Origin of the sequence: Haloterrigena alkaliphila (assembly GCF_017352155.2) — an archaeon.
Lineage (GTDB): Archaea > Halobacteriota > Halobacteria > Halobacteriales > Natrialbaceae > Haloterrigena > Haloterrigena alkaliphila.
On sequence record NZ_CP071462.1, the window covers coordinates 3,162,771 to 3,179,019 of the forward strand.

17 protein-coding genes and 1 pseudogene are annotated in these 16,249 nt (G+C 66.8%); 7 read left to right on the forward strand and 11 right to left on the reverse strand.

The features are described 5' to 3' along the window. The first annotated feature begins 50 nt into the window (after positions 1-50). The gene (locus J0X25_RS40025) at positions 51-200 is read left to right on the forward strand and encodes a hypothetical protein (protein ID WP_425600920.1); all 150 of its coding nucleotides are present in this window, start codon (positions 51-53) and stop codon (positions 198-200) included. 29 nt (positions 201-229) lie between these two features. On the opposite strand, the gene J0X25_RS34285 is transcribed toward J0X25_RS40025, so the two are convergent. Then, positions 230-1,501, reverse strand: coding sequence for a cation:proton antiporter (locus J0X25_RS34285; protein ID WP_207288369.1), 1,272 nt, complete (start codon positions 1,499-1,501; stop codon positions 230-232). Between the two features lie 100 nt (positions 1,502-1,601). Here J0X25_RS34285 and J0X25_RS34290 point away from each other — a divergent pair, with 100 nt between their 5' ends. Further along, a complete protein-coding gene (locus J0X25_RS34290) occupies positions 1,602-2,201 on the forward strand; it encodes a DUF8159 domain-containing protein (protein WP_207288370.1) in 600 nt (199 codons plus the stop codon). Between the two features lie 31 nt (positions 2,202-2,232). On the opposite strand, the gene J0X25_RS34295 is transcribed toward J0X25_RS34290, so the two are convergent. Beyond that, positions 2,233-3,612, reverse strand: coding sequence for a hypothetical protein (locus J0X25_RS34295; protein ID WP_207288371.1), 1,380 nt, complete (start codon positions 3,610-3,612; stop codon positions 2,233-2,235). A gap of 88 nt (positions 3,613-3,700) precedes the next feature. On the opposite strand from J0X25_RS34295, the gene J0X25_RS34300 reads away from it, so the two are divergent. From J0X25_RS34300 to J0X25_RS34310, 3 genes are all read left to right on the forward strand, one after another. Then, a complete protein-coding gene (locus tag J0X25_RS34300; RefSeq protein WP_207288372.1) occupies positions 3,701-4,120 on the forward strand; it encodes a MoaD/ThiS family protein in 420 nt (139 codons plus the stop codon). 172 nt (positions 4,121-4,292) lie between these two features. Beyond that, a complete protein-coding gene (locus J0X25_RS34305) occupies positions 4,293-4,601 on the forward strand; it encodes a CGCGG family putative rSAM-modified RiPP protein (RefSeq protein ID WP_207288373.1) in 309 nt (102 codons plus the stop codon). A 216-nt stretch (positions 4,602-4,817) separates the two neighbouring features. Next, positions 4,818-5,954, forward strand: a complete 1,137-nt coding sequence (locus tag J0X25_RS34310) for a TIGR04053 family radical SAM/SPASM domain-containing protein (RefSeq protein WP_207288374.1) — start codon at positions 4,818-4,820, stop codon at positions 5,952-5,954. 377 nt (positions 5,955-6,331) lie between these two features. On the opposite strand, the gene J0X25_RS34315 is transcribed toward J0X25_RS34310, so the two are convergent. The 7 genes from J0X25_RS34315 to J0X25_RS34345 form a co-directional block, all read right to left on the reverse strand. Further along, positions 6,332-8,164 carry an acetyl-CoA carboxylase biotin carboxylase subunit gene (locus J0X25_RS34315; RefSeq protein WP_207288375.1) on the reverse strand — a complete coding sequence of 611 codons (1,833 nt, stop codon included), beginning with the start codon at positions 8,162-8,164 and terminating at the stop codon, positions 6,332-6,334. 334 nt (positions 8,165-8,498) lie between these two features. Continuing rightward, complete coding sequence (locus J0X25_RS34320; protein ID WP_207288376.1) at positions 8,499-9,332, reverse strand: nitrilase-related carbon-nitrogen hydrolase; 834 nt, start codon at positions 9,330-9,332, stop codon at positions 8,499-8,501. Then, positions 9,329-9,775, reverse strand: a complete 447-nt coding sequence (locus tag J0X25_RS34325) for an SRPBCC family protein (RefSeq protein WP_207288377.1) — start codon at positions 9,773-9,775, stop codon at positions 9,329-9,331. The genes J0X25_RS34320 and J0X25_RS34325 overlap by 4 nt, the downstream gene beginning before the upstream one ends. Positions 9,776-9,853: 78 nt before the next feature. Next, positions 9,854-10,078, reverse strand: a complete 225-nt coding sequence (locus J0X25_RS34330; RefSeq protein ID WP_207288378.1) for a DUF7123 family protein — start codon at positions 10,076-10,078, stop codon at positions 9,854-9,856. Between the two features lie 89 nt (positions 10,079-10,167). Then, complete coding sequence (locus J0X25_RS34335) at positions 10,168-10,356, reverse strand: DUF7525 family protein (RefSeq protein WP_207288379.1); 189 nt, start codon at positions 10,354-10,356, stop codon at positions 10,168-10,170. Positions 10,357-10,473: 117 nt separating this feature from the next. After that, the gene (locus tag J0X25_RS34340; RefSeq protein ID WP_284145158.1) at positions 10,474-10,851 is read right to left on the reverse strand and encodes a DUF8022 family protein; all 378 of its coding nucleotides are present in this window, start codon (positions 10,849-10,851) and stop codon (positions 10,474-10,476) included. A 3-nt stretch (positions 10,852-10,854) separates the two neighbouring features. Further along, positions 10,855-12,399 (reverse strand): acyl-CoA carboxylase subunit beta, encoded by a 1,545-nt coding sequence (locus J0X25_RS34345; RefSeq protein ID WP_207290927.1) that lies wholly within the window; start codon positions 12,397-12,399, stop codon positions 10,855-10,857. Between the two features lie 277 nt (positions 12,400-12,676). Between J0X25_RS34345 and J0X25_RS34350 the strand changes: the two genes are divergently transcribed. Then, positions 12,677-14,029, forward strand: a complete 1,353-nt coding sequence (locus tag J0X25_RS34350; RefSeq protein ID WP_207288380.1) for a sodium-dependent transporter — start codon at positions 12,677-12,679, stop codon at positions 14,027-14,029. A gap of 44 nt (positions 14,030-14,073) precedes the next feature. On the opposite strand, the gene J0X25_RS34355 is transcribed toward J0X25_RS34350, so the two are convergent. Both J0X25_RS34355 and J0X25_RS34360 read right to left on the reverse strand, forming a co-directional pair. Then, positions 14,074-14,796 carry an SDR family oxidoreductase gene (locus tag J0X25_RS34355; RefSeq protein WP_207288381.1) on the reverse strand — a complete coding sequence of 241 codons (723 nt, stop codon included), beginning with the start codon at positions 14,794-14,796 and terminating at the stop codon, positions 14,074-14,076. A gap of 79 nt (positions 14,797-14,875) precedes the next feature. Next, positions 14,876-15,322 carry a response regulator gene (locus J0X25_RS34360; RefSeq protein ID WP_207288382.1) on the reverse strand — a complete coding sequence of 149 codons (447 nt, stop codon included), beginning with the start codon at positions 15,320-15,322 and terminating at the stop codon, positions 14,876-14,878. 267 nt (positions 15,323-15,589) lie between these two features. Between J0X25_RS34360 and J0X25_RS34365 the strand changes: the two are divergent. Further along, positions 15,590-16,249: pseudogene (locus tag J0X25_RS34365) on the forward strand (glycerophosphodiester phosphodiesterase).

Here is a 16,249-nt window from a genome sequence, read left to right on the forward strand (position 1 = left end):
CGATCGCCGCGGCACCCGGCGTCGGTGACCGGACCGCGAGCGCGTCAGTAGTGGCCCTCCTCGTCGGGCTGGGAGTCGAAGCGATCGGCCTTCTCGGGTCGATTCCGCCGCTCGTCGACGTCGGCCGCTGGCTCTCCGTCCTCGGGGCGCTCCTGTACGTCGTCGTCCTGTGGACCGTCTTCCTCGAGCGACGAGGGTGAGCGAACCGAAGGTGCGGGGGCACCGAGAGTCACGTTCGCTCTTCGGCTCGCTTCTCGAGCCAGCGGACGGCCGGGGTCGCGGTGATCCCGTGGACGACGATCGAGATGAGGACGACGGCGCCGACGACGGCCCACAGTACGTCTGCGTCGGGGAACGCGGCCTCGTTGAGACCGTGCGCGAGGTAGTAGAACGAGCCGATTCCGCGGACCCCGAAGAACGCGATGGTGGCCCGCTCCGCGGGGTCGCGGTCGAAGCCGAGGAACCCGACGACGCCGGCCAGGGGCCGGACGAGGAAGACGATCGCGACCGCCGCGACGATCGCCTCGAGAGTCAGCGGTTCCAGCAGGCCGCCGACGATGGCGCCGCCGAAGAAGAGCATGATCAGTCCCATCATCACCTGTTCGGCGAACTCGCTGACCTCGTGGAGCGACCGGTTGTAGTCGTGGCTGCGCTCGTAGTGACGGACCATCAGCGCCGCGACGAAGACCGCGATGAAGCCGTAGCCGCCGACGAGTTCGGTCGCTCCGTAGACCAGCAGGGTGCCGGCGATCGCCTCGAGGCCCTGCACCGACTCCGCGACGGGAGTGTCGGGCTCCGTGGCGAAGACGAGGCGCGCGGTCAGGTACCCGAGGACGACGCCGACGATCACGCCGACGACGATTCGGTAGCCGACCTCGATCAGGAGCCACTCGCCGAGCCAGTTGCCGGGAGCCAGACCGACGAGTGCGAGCGCGATCGCCAGGTTGGTGAAGGGGAAGGCCAGCCCGTCGTTCAACCCCGCCTCGGAGGTGAGCGCGAACCGGACCTCGTCTTCCATCCCGGCCGTCTCCTCGGCGGATTCCGCCTCGGTCCCCATCCCGGGACCGGCGACCTGCACCTCCGACGCGAGCACCGGGTCCGTCGGGGCGATACAGGCACCCAGCAAAACCGCGGTCGGGATCACGAGACCGAGCCACCAGCCCAGCAGCGCCGCGCCGGCGATCGACAGCGGCATCGTGATCGCGAGCAACCGCCACGTCGACGCCCACTCGCGCAGTCCGGGAACGCGGTCGATCTTCAGCCCGACCCCCATCAGGGCGATGATCACGCCCAGTTCCGCGAGGTGTTCGGTCGTCGTCCCCTGCTCGAGGGGATCCGGCGGCGGGAGTCCGATCGGCAGCCCGAAGGCGAGCATGCCGAACCCGACGAAGAAGATCGGCATCGAGATCGCGCGATCGGAGACGAACCGGGGGAGTACCGCGATGCCGAACAGCGCGATTCCGACGACGACCAGGCCGACGTTGTACAGCTCGAGTGCCATTGGGGGCGGTCGTGGTGGTTGCTACGACAAATTGGTCCTTTAGCCCGGTGCCGGCGTTTGCCGAACGAATCCCTTTGGCGCGGGGCGACGAGGGACGCGTATGAAGCGGTCAGCGTCGGAGACGTCTGATCGGACGACCCGGCGGCGCCTCCTGCAGGCGGGCGCGGTCGCCGCCACCGTCGGTCTCGCCGGCTGTATCGAGGAGATGGGGGCGGAGTTCCCGAAGAACACGAAGTGGCCGGTGTCGGAACTGGTACCCGCGCTCCCCGTTCGGGAGCGGATCGAGATCCTCGAGGAGCGGATTCACGAACTGACGGACGCCGACATCGCCGACCTCGAGGAACTCGTCTCGCGGCTCGAGGAGTACGAACTGGCGGTCGAATCGGCCGAACGCGAGCGAGACGTGCTGACCATCGCGTACGTCAACACGGACCGTGACGACGAGGGAGACCTCCACGACGTCGGCCTGCTCGCGGGCGGCTACGCGGCGCTGATCGACGGCGGATACGAGGCCGCCGCACTGAGCGCAACGATCCTCGACGACGCGCCGGCATCGTACGGCTCGGCGGCGGTCGAGACGCCGTGGGCCGTGGAGTACAACCACGGTGAGCTGACGGCCGCCGAGTACGGCGAGCACGTCGCGGGGACGATCGAATCACAGCGCTACGAACCGGAGGTCGAGGTCGGCCCCGACGAGTAGCGACACGGCCGTGAGGAACGGATGTCGTCCGTTACCGATCCGGCAAGACGCCGACGTCGGGCTCCGCGGCGTCCGCCGATGCATCGTCGTCCGACTCGAGGAGCCCCGTCAGGACCCCAGCGATTCCGTTCGAGCCGTGCCGGCGGATCGTCAGGAGCACGTTCAGGACGAACAGACAGAGCCCGAGCGCCAGGACCGCGGTGCTGACGGTCGTTACGACCGCCGGCAGGTCGAACAGCGGGCCGGCGGCCAGCCCGAGGTAGCCGACGAGCATCAGGGCGAAATCGGCGCGCTCGAGGCGGTCGTCGTAGAGGTCGTCGATCATCGGCACCCGTTCGAAGCCGAGCCGATCGCTGTAGCGCTCGTGCCAGACGATGAAGGGGACGATGTGGTACAGCGAGCCGACGACGACGAACCCGAAGACGCCGTAGAGCAACACCGCGTTCGCGTCGGGGTGACCGAACAGCGTCGCGTAGCCGGCCGGCTCGAGCCACCAGGCCGAGGCGGTCAGCGCGAGCCAGGCCCACAGCGACGCGGCGACGACCCAGTAGCGGTCGGTCATCGGCGACCGGTCGACCGTCGCGCGGGCGAGTTGCCGGGCCAGGACGACGGTGAACGCGGCGAGACCGAGGAGGACGGCGAGGCCGCCGACACGGGTAACCGGCGTCGAGCCCAGCCCCCGGCCCGCGACGAGGACGGCTACACCGGCCGGAAAGCACAGTTGCTCGAGAACGAGGAGTCGCTCGTCGAGCGCCGTGCGATCCGTCTGGGTGAACATCAATACGAGTTGGGCGAGCGCGCCGACGACCGTCGCGAGGACGCCGCCGTAGAGCGCCACCGTGGCGTGGACGAGCAGGACGTCGCCTCGCGTCGCGTCGATCGCGCCGAAGACGTCCGTCGAGAAGTCGAGGGCCAGCAGGAAGCCCAGCGGCACGAGGAGCGCGAACGCGGCGAGCGCGAACGCGAAGTGTCGTTCCGTCAGGTCCAGCGGCCGGGCCCGGACCAGCGTTCGGCCGACGTTGTAGACGAACGTCCAGATCCCAAGCAGAATCGCCGCGCCGGCGAGGGGGAGCACCGACATCGCGCCGGCGAGCAACGCGGTCGCGAACCCGGCCAATCCCGCCGCGACGAGCAGGAGCTGGGCGACCGCGAGCCGCCGCGAGTGAATCGACACGCCCGACCAGACCGGGACGAACTGCGTCATCGCCCCCATGATCGTGATCGCGATCCAGCCGACGAGGAGCACGTGGACGTGCGCGAGGCTCGCCAGCCCCGGCAGCGTCGTCGCGGTCATCGCGGTCCCGCCGACGGCGCCGACGACGAGGAAGGCCAGGCCCACCACGAAGTGGCCCAGCGGAATCGCCATCGGCGGTTGCTGGTCCGTTCGAATAGCGCCCGGTATCCGGTTCATGTCGCTAGCTGGGACCGCCAGCGCCGTCTCGCTGTGGCCGAACAGGTTCGGGGTCGGACGTTCGCCGCTCGAGGACGTCGACTCGAGTATGACCGCCGAAACGACTGGGCGAAGCCGAGGAGAAACCGACGGACGACGAACGGAGACGGAGACGACCGTCACGGTGCGCTGTACGGGCCACGTCCGCGACGCCGTCGAGACCTACGAACTCGAGTACGCCTTCGAGGGGAACCGACTCAGGGACTTCCTCGAGGCGTTCTTCGAGGAGTACGACGTCGAGGAGATGCTGATCGCGGAGACCGAAGCGGACGCGACCGCCCGCGGCTGGGCGCCCGTCCCGGACGACCTCCCCGGCACCTGGCGGAAGAACCCCGAGGGCAACCAGACGCGGCCGTACGCCCGCGTCTGCATCAACGGCCGGTTCAACGGGCACTTCGACGGATTCGAGACGGAACTCGAGGACGGCGACCGCGTCGCCCTCATCTACCCGTTCATGTTCTGTTGTTGATCACGGATCGGTACTCGTCCCACTGGCGACGCCGCCGATCGCGCTGCTGTATCCGTTCCTGTTCGCCCCCTGATCACCGCGACGACGAACGCGGCGACGACGGAGCAGACCGACCGGCCGGCCGAACGGATTCGTCCCACCCCTTATGGCCGCTCGAGCCCGACTATCGCGTATGAGTAACAGCCGTTCCGACCCCGGTGTCGAGCCCGTCACTCGCCGCGATCACGACGTCTCGTGGTCGGCGAACCTCGAGAAGCCCCACCACGCCGCCGACCGGGAGCTGGTCGTCTCGCAGGCGATGGACGCGGTCGAGGCGACCGCCGACGGCACGCACGTCAACCTCGTCACCCACCGCGACCACGACCACCCGGAGACGTACCTCTGGGAGCACCTCGAGGCGACGTTCGAGGGGGTCGACCTCGAGTACGTCGATCAGTGTGGCTGTGGCGGCCACGTGACGCGCGTTCACGTCCGCGAGTGATCGGTCCCGCACACGGTTCTGAGTGAGCTCGGTTCGCGAGTACTCGATCCCGTTCGTTTCTGTGAGCGGTCGGTCTCCGCAACTAGGCGGCGGTCGACGGTTTCAATGTACATCTCTCGGAACGACCGCCGCGACCGTCCGAACTGGTTCGCCCGGTGTTCCCGCCGTGCGGGAACGACGGGGAGGTTTTCGACCGCTGGCGACCGACTGCCGACAATGCGTCCCGGTACTCTCGATACGTCAGATCGGCCGCTGGTCCTCATCTGGGAACTCACGCAGGCCTGCGGGCTCGCCTGCGATCACTGTCGGGCCGACGCCCAGCCGAATCGCCACCCCGACGAGCTCTCGACCGCGGCGGGGAAACAACTGCTCGAGGACGCCGCCGAATTCGGCGACGGCCAGCTGGTCGTCCTCTCGGGGGGCGACCCCCTCGTCCGCGACGACGTGGAGGAGCTGATCGCCTACGGCGACGATCTGGGGCTGCGGATGACGATCACTCCCAGCGGGACGGGGTCGCTGACCGCGGATCGGATTCAAGCGATGGCCGACGCCGGCCTCAAACGGATGGCCGTCAGCATCGACGGCGCCTCGCCGGAACGTCACGACGACTTTCGCGGCGAGACGGGGAGCTTCGAGGAGACGATCCGCGCGGTCGACGACGCGAGGGCGGCCGGCCTCCCCGTGCAGGTCAACACCACCGTCTGTCGGGAGACGGTGGACGAACTGCCCGAAATTCGGGACCTCCTCCGGGAGATCGGCGCCGTCATGTGGAGCGTCTTCTTCCTCGTGCCCGTCGGCCGCGGGCGCATCCTCGAGCCGATCGAACCGGACGAGGCCGACGCCGTGATGGCCTGGCTCGACGAGGTCAGCGACGAGGAGCCGTTCGGCGTCAAGACGACCGAGGCGCCCCACTACCGGCGGGTCTCGATGCAGCGTCGGCGGCGAGAGCAGGAAGAGAGTGCGGACGGCACCCGCGATGCCAGCGGCGGCGAGGAGAACCCGGGAATCAAGCGCCGCGGCGGCATCGTCGCCGGCGACGGCTTCGCCTTCGTGAGTCACACCGGCGAGGTCTTCCCCTCCGGATTCCTGCCGGAGTCCGCCGGGAACGTCCGCGACCGGCCGATCCACGAGATTTACCGCGATTCGGAACTGTTCCGGTCGCTGCGCGACCGCGACGAACTCACCGGGAAGTGTGGCGCCTGCGAGTACCGGAACCTCTGTGGCGGCAGTCGCTCGCGCGCGTTCGCGACGACGGGCGATCCCTTCGCGAGCGACCCGCTCTGTCCGTACGTGCCCGAGGGATACGACGGTCCGCTGCCGTGGGACGGCAACGAGTTCGCGTCGGCCGACTGATCGGCTGCGTTCGTCTGTAACGGACTCGAGAATCGAACCGGATCGCGCGGGTGCGGAGCCCCAATGACTGACCAAAGTCCAACGGGTTCGGGCACCACCCCGAACCCGCGTGGCTCCGCACCCGGCGTCACCCGGCGAAACTGCACCGACGCACTGACCGTCCAGTCGCCGATTCGGTCACGCGGACCCGTCGCAGGAGCCGGAGCCGGAATCGCTCGGGCCGCGTGCAGTGGCCGTTTCGAGGGCCACCACTTGACGGTTCGCCAGCACATGTTCAGCGACGCCGTCGGTCGTCGTCGATGGGGTCGGTCGAGGACTCGAGACCTACGGCTCGACGATGTCGTCACCCGAAAAAACCGACGCGGCGATCGTCCCGGTTACTCGAGGACGACCAGCGTGTCGCCCATGTCGACGCTCTGGTCTTCCTCGATGGGGATCTCGGTGACGGTGCCGCCCTTCGAGGCGACGATATCGTTCTCCATCTTCATCGCCTCGAGGACGACCAGCACGTCGCCGGCGGCGACCTCGTCGCCGACTTCGACCTCGATGTCGAGGATAGTCCCCTGCATCTCGGCGTCGACGGTCTCGCCGCTGCCCTCGAGATCGCTCCCGCCGCTCTCTCCGCCGGCGGGCTGGGGCCGTTCGGCCTGTCCGCCGCCGACGTCGACGTCGCCGGCCGGAATCGCGGGCGCGCCGTGTTCCTCGAGTTCGACCTCGAAGCGCTTCCCGTTGACCTCGACGGTGAACTCGCGCTCGACGCTCTCCTCGTCGTCGCTCCCGCCGTCGCCGGTGTCGCCGCCCCACTGCTCCTGGGCGTCCTCGATGCGACTCTGTTCCATCTCCTCGTCGAGGTACTTCGTCGTGTGCGTGCTCTCGACGAACGTCTCGTCGGTGAGCATCAGCCGGTGGAACGGGATGATCGTCGGAATGCCCTCGATCTGGTACTCCCGCAGGGCCCGCAGCGAGCGCTCGATGCACTCGTCGCGGTCCTCGCCCCAGACGACCAGTTTGGCGATCATCGAGTCGTAGTCGGTGACGAGGTCGTCGCCCTGCCGGAGCGCGTCGTCCATCCGAACGCCGATCCCGCCCGGCGGGTCGTAGGTCTCTAACTGGCCGCCGGTCGCCGGCGCGAAGTCGTTGGCCGCGTTCTCGGCGTTGATACGGAACTCCATCGCGTGGCCGTCGAAGGTGACCTCGTCCTGCTCGAAGTCCAGTTCCTCGCCTGCGGCGATCCGGATCTGGCGTTTGACGATGTCGTACCCAGTAATCTCCTCGGTGACGGTGTGCTCGACCTGGATCCGCGTGTTGACCTCGAGGAAGTAGAAGTTCGCGTCGGGACCGAGCAGTTCGCCCGCCTCGCGGTCCTCCTCTTCGACGAGGAACTCGACGGTGCCGGCGTTGGTGTAGTCGGCGGCGGCGACGCCCCGACGGGCGGACTCGCCGATCTTCTCCCGGAGTTCGTCCGTCAGGGCCGCGGAGGGGCCCTCCTCGATGACCTTCTGGTGGCGGCGCTGGAGCGAGCAGTCGCGCTCGCCGAGGTGACGCACGTTGCCGTGCTGGTCGGCCACGATCTGCACCTCGATGTGGCGCGGTTTCTGGAGGTAGCGCTCGAGGTAGACCGAGTCGTTGTCGAAGTAGGCCTCGCCTTCGCGCTTCGCGCTCTCGAGTTGGTCCTCGACCTCGTCTTCCGAGCGGACGACCTTCATCCCGCGGCCGCCGCCGCCACCCTCGGCCTTGATGGCGATCGGGTAGCCGTGTTCCTCGCCGAACTCCTTGACCTCCTCGGGGTCGGTGACGGGGTCGGTGGTCCCGGGGACGATCGGCACGTCGGCTTCGCTCATGATCTTCCGGGCTTTGGTCTTCTCGCCGAGCGATTCCATGGCCTGGGCCGAGGGGCCGATCCACGTGATCCCGTCGGCGTCCTCGACCTTGCCCGCGAACTCCGCGTTCTCCGCGAGGAAGCCGTAGCCGGGGTGGATGGCGTCGGCGTCGGCCTTGCGGGCGGCCTCGATGACGGCCTCGTGATCGAGGTAGGAGTCCGCCGCGCGGGCGGGCCCCACGTTGTACGCCTCGTCGGCGTAGCGGACGTGTCCCGAATCCTTGTCGGCCTCCGAATAGATGGCGACGGTTCCGATGTTCAACTCCTCGCACGCGCGCATTACTCGAACGGCGATCTCTCCTCGGTTCGCCACGAGAACCTTCCTGAACATTCCTGATTAACACAGACGAGAACCCACTACCTTACTTTTTCGCAACGGGTCGCCTCCTGACGAGAGTACGGAGCCCGGGGACGGAGTACGGGGAGGCGACAGACGGAACGCGTGAAGCCGACAGCCGACGCTTCGGGGGACGTACGTTCGATTCCGAAAGGGACGTGGACGAAAGGTGGAGACGAGGACGTGGGCGCGAGGTGCTCGTTCCCGGGAAACGAGCGGTGCGACGGGCCGGAGCGACGCGCAGTTGCCGGTCGTGACGTGAAAAGCGTCGTAAACCGGCATCCCAACGAAAGATGTGACGGGGTAAAAAGTCAGCGGTTGCCGACCCTCAGAGTCGGCGATCCCGCAGCGCCGGGAACTCCTCGCGAACGCGGCCGACCGCGCCGAGATCGAGGTCCGCGACGACCAGCGTCGGCTCGTCGCCGCTCGAGGCCAGCGTCGTCCCCCACGGATCGTAGACGGTCGACCGTCCCAGGAGCGTCGCGTCCTCCGCCGGGAAGTGGCCGGAACCGTTGATCGTCGCGACGAAACACTGGTTTTCGATAGCGCGGGCGCGAGAAATGGTCTTCCAGTGTTCGATGCGCGGGTAGGGCCACGCGCTCGGGACGAGGAGCAACTCCGCGCCCGCGTCGATCAGCCGCCGGTACAGTTCGGGGAAGCGAAGGTCGTAGCAGGTCGTCGTCCCGACGGTGACGCCGGCGACGGTAGCCGTCTCGATCCGCTCGCCGGGGACGAGCAGTTCCGACTCGGCGGACTGGTAGCCGAAGAGGTGGTGTTTCCGATAGAACAGTTGCAACTCGCCGTTCGCGTCGAACAGCGCGGCGGTGTTGGCCAGCCCCTCCTCGGCCGGCGTCTCGACGCTCTCGGTGGCCCCCAGATCCTCGACGATGGTCCCCGCGAGGACGGCGATACCGTGATCCGCCGCCGCCTCCCGGAGCCGGGTGAACGTCTCCCCCTCGAACGGTTCGGCCAGTCGGCCGTAGCTGTCGAACGCGAAGTAGCCCACGTTGAACAGTTCCGGCAGCGCGACCAGCGCCGCACCGCGCGCGGCGGCCCGCGAGACGGCCTCGAGCGCTCGTTCGACGTTCGCGTCGACCTCGCCGGATTCGACCTCGATTTGGGCGAGTGCGACGCGAAGCGTGTCGTCCGTCGTCGCGCTCATCGCTCCTCCGATTGGGTCGAGCGGAGATCGCGCTCGAGGGCGCGCCGAAGGTTCTCGAGTTCGCCATCGAGGTTGCGTTTGAAGAACTTCTCGACGCCCGGCAGTTTGCCGTCGACGACGAAGTGGTTCTCGAGGCGGGTCCCGTCCTCGGTCTCGACGATCTCGTGTTCCCCGGTGACGTCCAGCACCTTCGATTTTCCGACGAACTTGACGTACTCCGGCGCCCTACGCGTAACGTCTTCCGTTTTCACCGCGATAGTACGGCGCACGAGCGGGATCGGGAGCGAGACGTGCCAGGTCACGTGCCGGCCCTCCGGGTCGTCGACGGTGTACTCTTCGACGACGCTGATCGCCCGGGCGCGGTTCTCCGGATCGGCGATGAACTCCCAGACGCGTTCTGCGGGTGCCGACAGTTCGAACGACCTGTCGACGCGTACGGTCATACCCCTACTTCCGAGAGTCTGTAATAAAAAGACCGTGGACCGGCCCGGGACCGGCTTTCCGCCGACCGAAAGCGGGCCTCAACTCAGGGTGACTTTCCAGGTGGTCGAGCGGGCGCGGCCCCACTTCTCGATGTCGACGTCGTCCGATTTTTCCGCCAGATGGGGCAGTCGAGCACCGACCTGTTTCGACGACAGTCCGATCGCGTCCGCGATGTTCTTCGATCGGAAGTACTGCTCGCCGCGGGCGGCGCTCTCACGGAGGTACGAGAGAATTCGCTGCTCTTCGTCGGAGTAGTCGGTCATCGTCCGTAGGTGATCGTTGGGTCGCGTCGCTCTTAACTTTTAACCGCCGCCCCGGGCCGATCGCGGGCGCGACGACGGTCTCGAAGGAGTCAATGCCAGTAGAGGTGGATCCCGACGACCGCCAGCGACGCAAACAGCATCGCCGCGGCGAAGCCCCAGGCGGCCGTTATCTCCGGCGCGCCGACGAACATCGCCAGCGCGCCGATCGTCGCGACCGCGCCGAGCGCGAGCGCCAGTCCAACACCCATATCCGTCGTCGACTCGGTTTCCGTGGTCATGTCCGGGGGTTGTGTGTGGGGTCTCTTAAGCGCATTCATTCAGGCGAGCGGACACGCCGTATCGAAGCGATTCAGCCGAAAACGAGACCGTATCGGGACATGACGTACCGGCCGTCGTCAGAACCGATCCGTTCGCCCTGCGGCCGACCACGGGTTGATCGGTGCCGATCGGGGGACGCGGACGGTCCGGTGTTGCTGGGCGCGGATCCGGCCCGCGAACGACCAGCGCTTCTCGTCCCACGTCTCCTCCTCCCCGGCCGCGGCGGCCGCTGCCGCCGCGAGCGCCTGATCGTGGAGGTGCGCGCCGATAGCTGCCGCGATCGCCGCGGCTTCGTCCTCGGTCGCGTCGTCGGGTAACTCGAGTTCGACGTCCGCCGGCAACCCGGCCTCGAGCGCCGCTCCCGCCTCGCCGTCGCTCGCGTCCCCCGGTTCGGCGCCGACGGGGTCCTCGCGAGCACCGTCGAGTTCGACGTTCGACTGTTGGTGGGTGGTCATCGCTTACAGCGGGATGTTGCCGTGTTTCTTGTCGGGGTTTTGCTCGCGTTTCGTCTGGAGCATCTCGAGGTCGTCGATCAGCCGCGGGCGCGTCTCCGTCGGAACGATGACGTCGTCGAGGAAGCCCTTGTCCGTTGCAGTGTACGGGTTGGCGAACTCCTCGCGGTACTCCTCGATGAGTTCGTCGCGGAGTTCGTCGGGGTCGTCGGCCTCCGCGAGTTCCTCGCGGTAGAGGATGTTGACCGCGCCCTGCGGGCCCATGACGGCGATCTCGGCGGTCGGCCACGCGTAGTTGACGTCGGCGCCGAGGTTCTTCGAGGCCATGACGCAGTAGGCTCCGCCGTAGGCCTTCCGAGTGATGACGGTGAGCAGGGGAACGGTCGCCTCCGAGTACGCGTAGAGGAGTTTCGCGCCGTGGCGGATGATGCCGCGGTGTTCCTGATCGGTTCCGGGCATGTAGCCGGGAACGTCGACGAACGTGACGATGGGGATGTTGAAGGAGTCACAGAACCGGATGAATCGGGACCCCTTCATCGAGGAGTCGACGGTGAGCGTGCCGGCGTTGACCCGCGGCTGGTTGGCGACGAGGCCGACCGAGCGGCCGTCGAGACGGCCGAACCCGACGACGATCTCCTTGGCGAAGTTGTCCGCCACCTCGAAGAACGAGCCCTCGTCGACGACGCTGTCGATGACGTCGGTCATGTCGTAGGGCTTCTGCGGACTCGGCGGCACGATCGACTTGAGTTCCTCGTCGCGCCGGTCGGGGTCGTCCCAGGGCTCGACGCGCGGCGGGTCCTCCACGTTGTTCTGCGGGAGGTACGAGAGCAGGCGTTTGATGTCGTCGAGGGCCTGTTCTTCGCTCTCGCAGGCGAACTGGGCGACGCCGGTCTTGCCAGCGTGGGTCATCGCGCCGCCGAGTTCCTCGTGAGTGACCTCCTCACCGGTGACGGTCTTGGTGACGCCGGGGCCGGTGATGTACATGTGGCTCGTGTCCTTGACCATGAAGATGAAGTCCGTGATCGACGGCGAGTAGACCGCGCCGCCGGCGCAGGGACCCATGATCGAGGAGATCTGGGGGATCACGCCGCTGGCCTCCTGATTCCGGCGGAAAATTTCGGTGAAGCCGGCGAGGCTCTTGACCCCCTCCTGAATGCGGGCGCCCGCGGAGTCGTTGAGTCCGACGACCGGGGCCCCCACCTCCATCGCCATATCCATGACCTTGCAGATCTTCTCGGCGAAGACCTCGCCGAGCGAACCGCCGAAGACGGTGAAATCGTGGGCGAAGACGAAGGTGGTCCGCCCGTTGACCTCGCCGTACCCCGTGACGACGCCGTCGCCAGGGATCTTCTTCTCCTCCATCCCGAACTGGCTCGTCTGGTGGGTTCGAAGCTGATCGAACTCCGTGAAGGTTCCCTCGTCGAGGAAGTAGTCGATCCGCTCGCGGGCGGTCATCTTCCCCTTGTCGTGTTGCTTCTCGATGCGCTCCTCGCCGCCGCCCTTCTCGGCTTCCGTGCGGAGTTCCTGCAGTTCGTCGATGCGATCCTCCATCGTCATGCTGGGAACACCCCTGTCGGTATCATACGACGTTCTGTGATGACCAACAGGAAAAGGATTCCGTAATTCCTTCACGGTTTATCACCGGTCGAAAGAGATACGCGTCCTCGGTCAACCGCCGTCGACGGAGTTTCCAACCGTAATATCACCTGAGTGATTTATCCACATCATATTCGATCTAAAACGGGAGTCTCGACCGGTCTCGGGCCACAGGCATCATCTAGAGAAATCACGAAAAGTTATATGTGGTGGCTCTATCAATCCAATCGGCATGGTACAACGCGAAACATGGGCAACGAGAGCAGGCTTCATTCTGGCTGCAGTCGGGAGCGCAGTCGGATTAGGAAACATCTGGCGGTTTCCGTATCAAGTTGGGGAGCAAGGGGGAGCGGCGTTCCTCTTCATCTATCTCCTGTTGATCGTCATGATCGGTTTCCCGGTCATTCTCGTCGAGTTCGTCGTCGGTCGAAACACGGAACGGAATCCCGTGGGTGCACTGAAACGACTCGGCAGCGGCGCGTGGACGAAAATCGGCTGGGTCTTCGTCACCGCCGGCTTCGTCATCCTCTCCTACTACAGCGTCGTCGCAGGCTGGACGCTCCGCTACGTTCTCCTTGGATTGCAGGGTCAATACACCGCCGACGGCGCGCCCGCACAGTTCGGCGAGGTCGCGACCGGTCTCGACGCCGTCCTCCTGCACGCGATCTTCATGGCGGCGGTCATCGCGATCGTCGCCCTCGGCATCGAGCGGGGGATCGAACTCTCGGTCAAGGTGATGGTTCCGGCCATCATCGCCATCTCGATCGGACTCGCCGTCTACGCGTTCACGCTCGAGGGCGCCGGTGACGCCTACGCGTACTACCTCTCGCCGGAACTCAGTACGATTACGTCTCAGTGGACGACGATCCTTCCGGCGGCCGCCGCACAGGCGTTCTTCACGCTGTCGCTCGGGATGGGCGTGATGATCACGTACGCCTCCTACCTCGGTGAGGATCGGAACCTCGCGGAGGACGCAGGCATCATCGCCGGTCTCGACACCTTCATCGCCTTCCTCGCCGGGCTCATCGCGTTCCCGATCCTGTTCGCTGCGGGGATCGAGCCCGGTGCGTCCGGTCCGGCGCTGATCTTCGTGAGTCTCGCCGCGGCGTTCGCCGAACTACCGCTCGGCGGTATCCTCGGCGCGATCTTCTTCGGTACCGTCGCCATCGCAGCGCTCTCGAGCGCGATCAGTATCATGGAAGTCGTCGTCTCCTACATGATCGATGAGCGCGGCGTCGGCCGCGTTCCCGCGACGGTCGCGCTGGGCGTCGCCATGTTCGTCGTCGGGGTTCCGGCCGCCCTCGACCTCATCTTCATCGATCTCTACGACGGCTTCGCGAACAGCATCTTGCTCATGCTCGGTGGCCTACTGCTGTCGATCTTCGTCGGGTGGATCATCCCGGATCTCGCGATCGAGGAGGTCAGCAAGGGGATCAAGGACGTCGGATCGCTGGGCGTCGCGTGGCTCTGGTTCATCCGGATTCCGGTCGTCCTCGCACTGATCGTTCTGGTCGCGCTGAACGCGTGGGACTACTTCGGATTCCTGACCGGCGGCTTCGCCGACTGGCTGAACGCGAACCTCTAGGATTCGAACGCCGTTCCTATTTTTCGACGTTCGACGAGTAACTGTCAGGCCTCGCCGTAGACTGGCACGGCCGCGCCGCTGGTCACCGCCGTGGCGTCGCTACAGAGGACGGCCATCACGTCGGCGATCTCGGCCGGATCGACCCACGTCTCGTGATCCGCGTCGGGCATCAGCTCGCGGTTCATCGGCGTGTCGATCACGCTCGGCATCACGCAGTTGGCCCGCACGGTTCCCAGGTTCTCCTCGGCCACCGTCTCGGTCAGTAGCCGAATGCCGGCCTTCGCGATCCGGTAGGGGCCGTCGCCCTCGCCGCCCTCGAGCGACGAGCGCGCGCTCACGCTCACGATCGAGCCCTCGCTCTCCTGCAAGTGGGGTAACGCGTGTTTCGAGGCCAGAAACGCCGTCCTGAGGTTGACGTCGACGAGCATCTCGAACTCCTCAAGGTCGGTCTCTTGGATCGGATCGCCGCCGCGCCACGTCCCGGCGATATTCAGCAGGTGGTCGAGCCGCCCGTGATCGTCGACGATAGCCGAAACCAGCCGCTCCACGTCGCCCTCGTCGGTCAGATCGGCCTCGTAGAAGTGAGTCTCGGAGTCGGGTTCGAGCAGACTGTCCTCGTCGTCCGGCGCGACGACGTCGACGGCACAGACCGTCGCGCCCGCGTCCCTGAATCGCTCGACGGCGGCGCTGCCGAGCGCCCCGCTGGCGCCGGTGATCACGGCGACGGTACCGTCGAAGTCGACCGCGTACTCGGTCGTCGGTGACATACGCTACCGTGTGGCTGTCCTGACAGTAATAGCTAGGTGTTTCCCGGAGAACGGTTCGAATCGGGCGCGATCGGTGCCGTCACGACGGCATCGGGGGCAAGGCGACTCGCTGGAACCAGAAGTCCGCGACCGATTCGACCATCGCCGCGTACTCGTCGGGGTCGGTCGGCTTGGTGAGGTAGGCGTTGGCGGCGAGTTCGTAGCTCTCGAGGACGTCCTCGGTGGCCTCCGAACTCGTGAGGATGAGCACGGGGGTCCGTGCGAGCGCCGGTCGCTCCTTGATCGCCTCGAGGAACTCGAGGCCGCTTAACCGCGGCAGGTTCAGATCGAGGAGGACGAGATCCGGCAGGCGCTCGCCGCGCTCTCGGCGCTCCGAGAGCGCCTCCAGCGCCTCGTCGCCGTCGGTGGCGACGCTGATCCGCGTCTCGGTCGGGAGTTCCTTGAACGCCTCCTGGGTGAGTCGCACGTCACCCGGGTTGTCTTCGACCAGGAGTATCTCCACCGGACCCTCGGCGCGTTCGGTCACGAATCGGTCACCACCAGCCGTCGACCGACCGGCCATCTCTGGAATGCATTCGAAACTGTGATCGATAACGTATAGCTAAGCGAACCGCATAACGATACTTACTAAAATATTTGGGAGTGGCGGACATCGCCGAGCGAAAACCGGCCGCCTGCGGCGGGACATTGGAGGGTCCGGAATTCGATACTGTTCCGCGAACGTCTCGATGGAGCGGCCGACGGTGCCCGCGTGCGGTCCACTCAAGCCGGTCGAGGCCCTCGGTATCGTCGAATGCGCCTGATCGCCCACCGCGGATTCGCCGCTACGGCCCCCGAGAACACGATCGCGGCGATCCGATCGGCCGCGGCGGTCGCCGACGCCGTCGAGTTCGACGTCCGGCGCTGCGGGTCGGGCGAACTCGTCGCCGTCCACGACGAGACGCTCGACCGGGTGACCGGCGGTACGGGTGCCGTCGCCGACAGGATGCTCGCGGAACTCCAGCGCTACACCGTCCTCGACTCCGGCGAACGGATCCCGACGCTCGAGGCAGCACTCGAGGCGCTCCCGCCGACGGTCGAGGTGAACCTCGAACTGAAAACCCGCGGAATCGCGGCGGACGTCCTCGACGCGCTCGCGGGCGTTCCGAACCGTGTGGTCACGACTTCTTTTCTGGTGTCCGAACTGCGAGCGATCCGTGAGCTCGACCCCGATCAGCCGACGGGGCTGCTGATCAGCCGCCACCTCGAGACGCCGGTGACGACCGCCGTCGAACTCGGCTGCGACGTCGTCGGCGGGAACTACGCGCGCTGCCTGACGACGCGGCTGGTCCCTCGGGCGAAATCCGTCGGCCTCGAGGTCCACGCGTAGCCGCTCGAGCGACGCGCGACGGCGGAGCTCCTCGAGTTGCGAGGCGTCGACGCGGTCTCGGCCGATCGGCCGATCCGGATCTGA

Excerpts from the sequence above, each read along its gene's own strand:
- J0X25_RS34310 (WP_207288374.1), top strand. The coding sequence starts at position 4,818 with ATGCGTCCCGGTACTCTCGATACGTCAGATCGGCCGCTGGTCCTCATC.
- J0X25_RS34345 (WP_207290927.1), bottom strand. The coding sequence starts at position 12,399 with ATGGAGGATCGCATCGACGAACTGCAGGAACTCCGCACGGAAGCCGAG.
- J0X25_RS34320 (WP_207288376.1), bottom strand. The coding sequence starts at position 9,332 with ATGAGCGCGACGACGGACGACACGCTTCGCGTCGCACTCGCCCAAATC.
- J0X25_RS34290 (WP_207288370.1), top strand. The coding sequence starts at position 1,602 with ATGAAGCGGTCAGCGTCGGAGACGTCTGATCGGACGACCCGGCGGCGC.
- J0X25_RS34285 (WP_207288369.1), bottom strand. The coding sequence starts at position 1,501 with ATGGCACTCGAGCTGTACAACGTCGGCCTGGTCGTCGTCGGAATCGCG.
- J0X25_RS34295 (WP_207288371.1), bottom strand. The coding sequence starts at position 3,612 with ATGAACCGGATACCGGGCGCTATTCGAACGGACCAGCAACCGCCGATG.
- J0X25_RS34330 (WP_207288378.1), bottom strand. The coding sequence starts at position 10,078 with ATGACCGACTACTCCGACGAAGAGCAGCGAATTCTCTCGTACCTCCGT.
- J0X25_RS34355 (WP_207288381.1), bottom strand. The coding sequence starts at position 14,796 with ATGTCACCGACGACCGAGTACGCGGTCGACTTCGACGGTACCGTCGCC.
- J0X25_RS34300 (WP_207288372.1), top strand. The coding sequence starts at position 3,701 with ATGACCGCCGAAACGACTGGGCGAAGCCGAGGAGAAACCGACGGACGA.
- J0X25_RS34325 (WP_207288377.1), bottom strand. The coding sequence starts at position 9,775 with ATGACCGTACGCGTCGACAGGTCGTTCGAACTGTCGGCACCCGCAGAA.
- J0X25_RS34315 (WP_207288375.1), bottom strand. The coding sequence starts at position 8,164 with ATGTTCAGGAAGGTTCTCGTGGCGAACCGAGGAGAGATCGCCGTTCGA.
- J0X25_RS34350 (WP_207288380.1), top strand. The coding sequence starts at position 12,677 with ATGGTACAACGCGAAACATGGGCAACGAGAGCAGGCTTCATTCTGGCT.
- J0X25_RS34335 (WP_207288379.1), bottom strand. The coding sequence starts at position 10,356 with ATGACCACGGAAACCGAGTCGACGACGGATATGGGTGTTGGACTGGCG.
- J0X25_RS34305 (WP_207288373.1), top strand. The coding sequence starts at position 4,293 with ATGAGTAACAGCCGTTCCGACCCCGGTGTCGAGCCCGTCACTCGCCGC.
- J0X25_RS34340 (WP_284145158.1), bottom strand. The coding sequence starts at position 10,851 with ATGACCACCCACCAACAGTCGAACGTCGAACTCGACGGTGCTCGCGAG.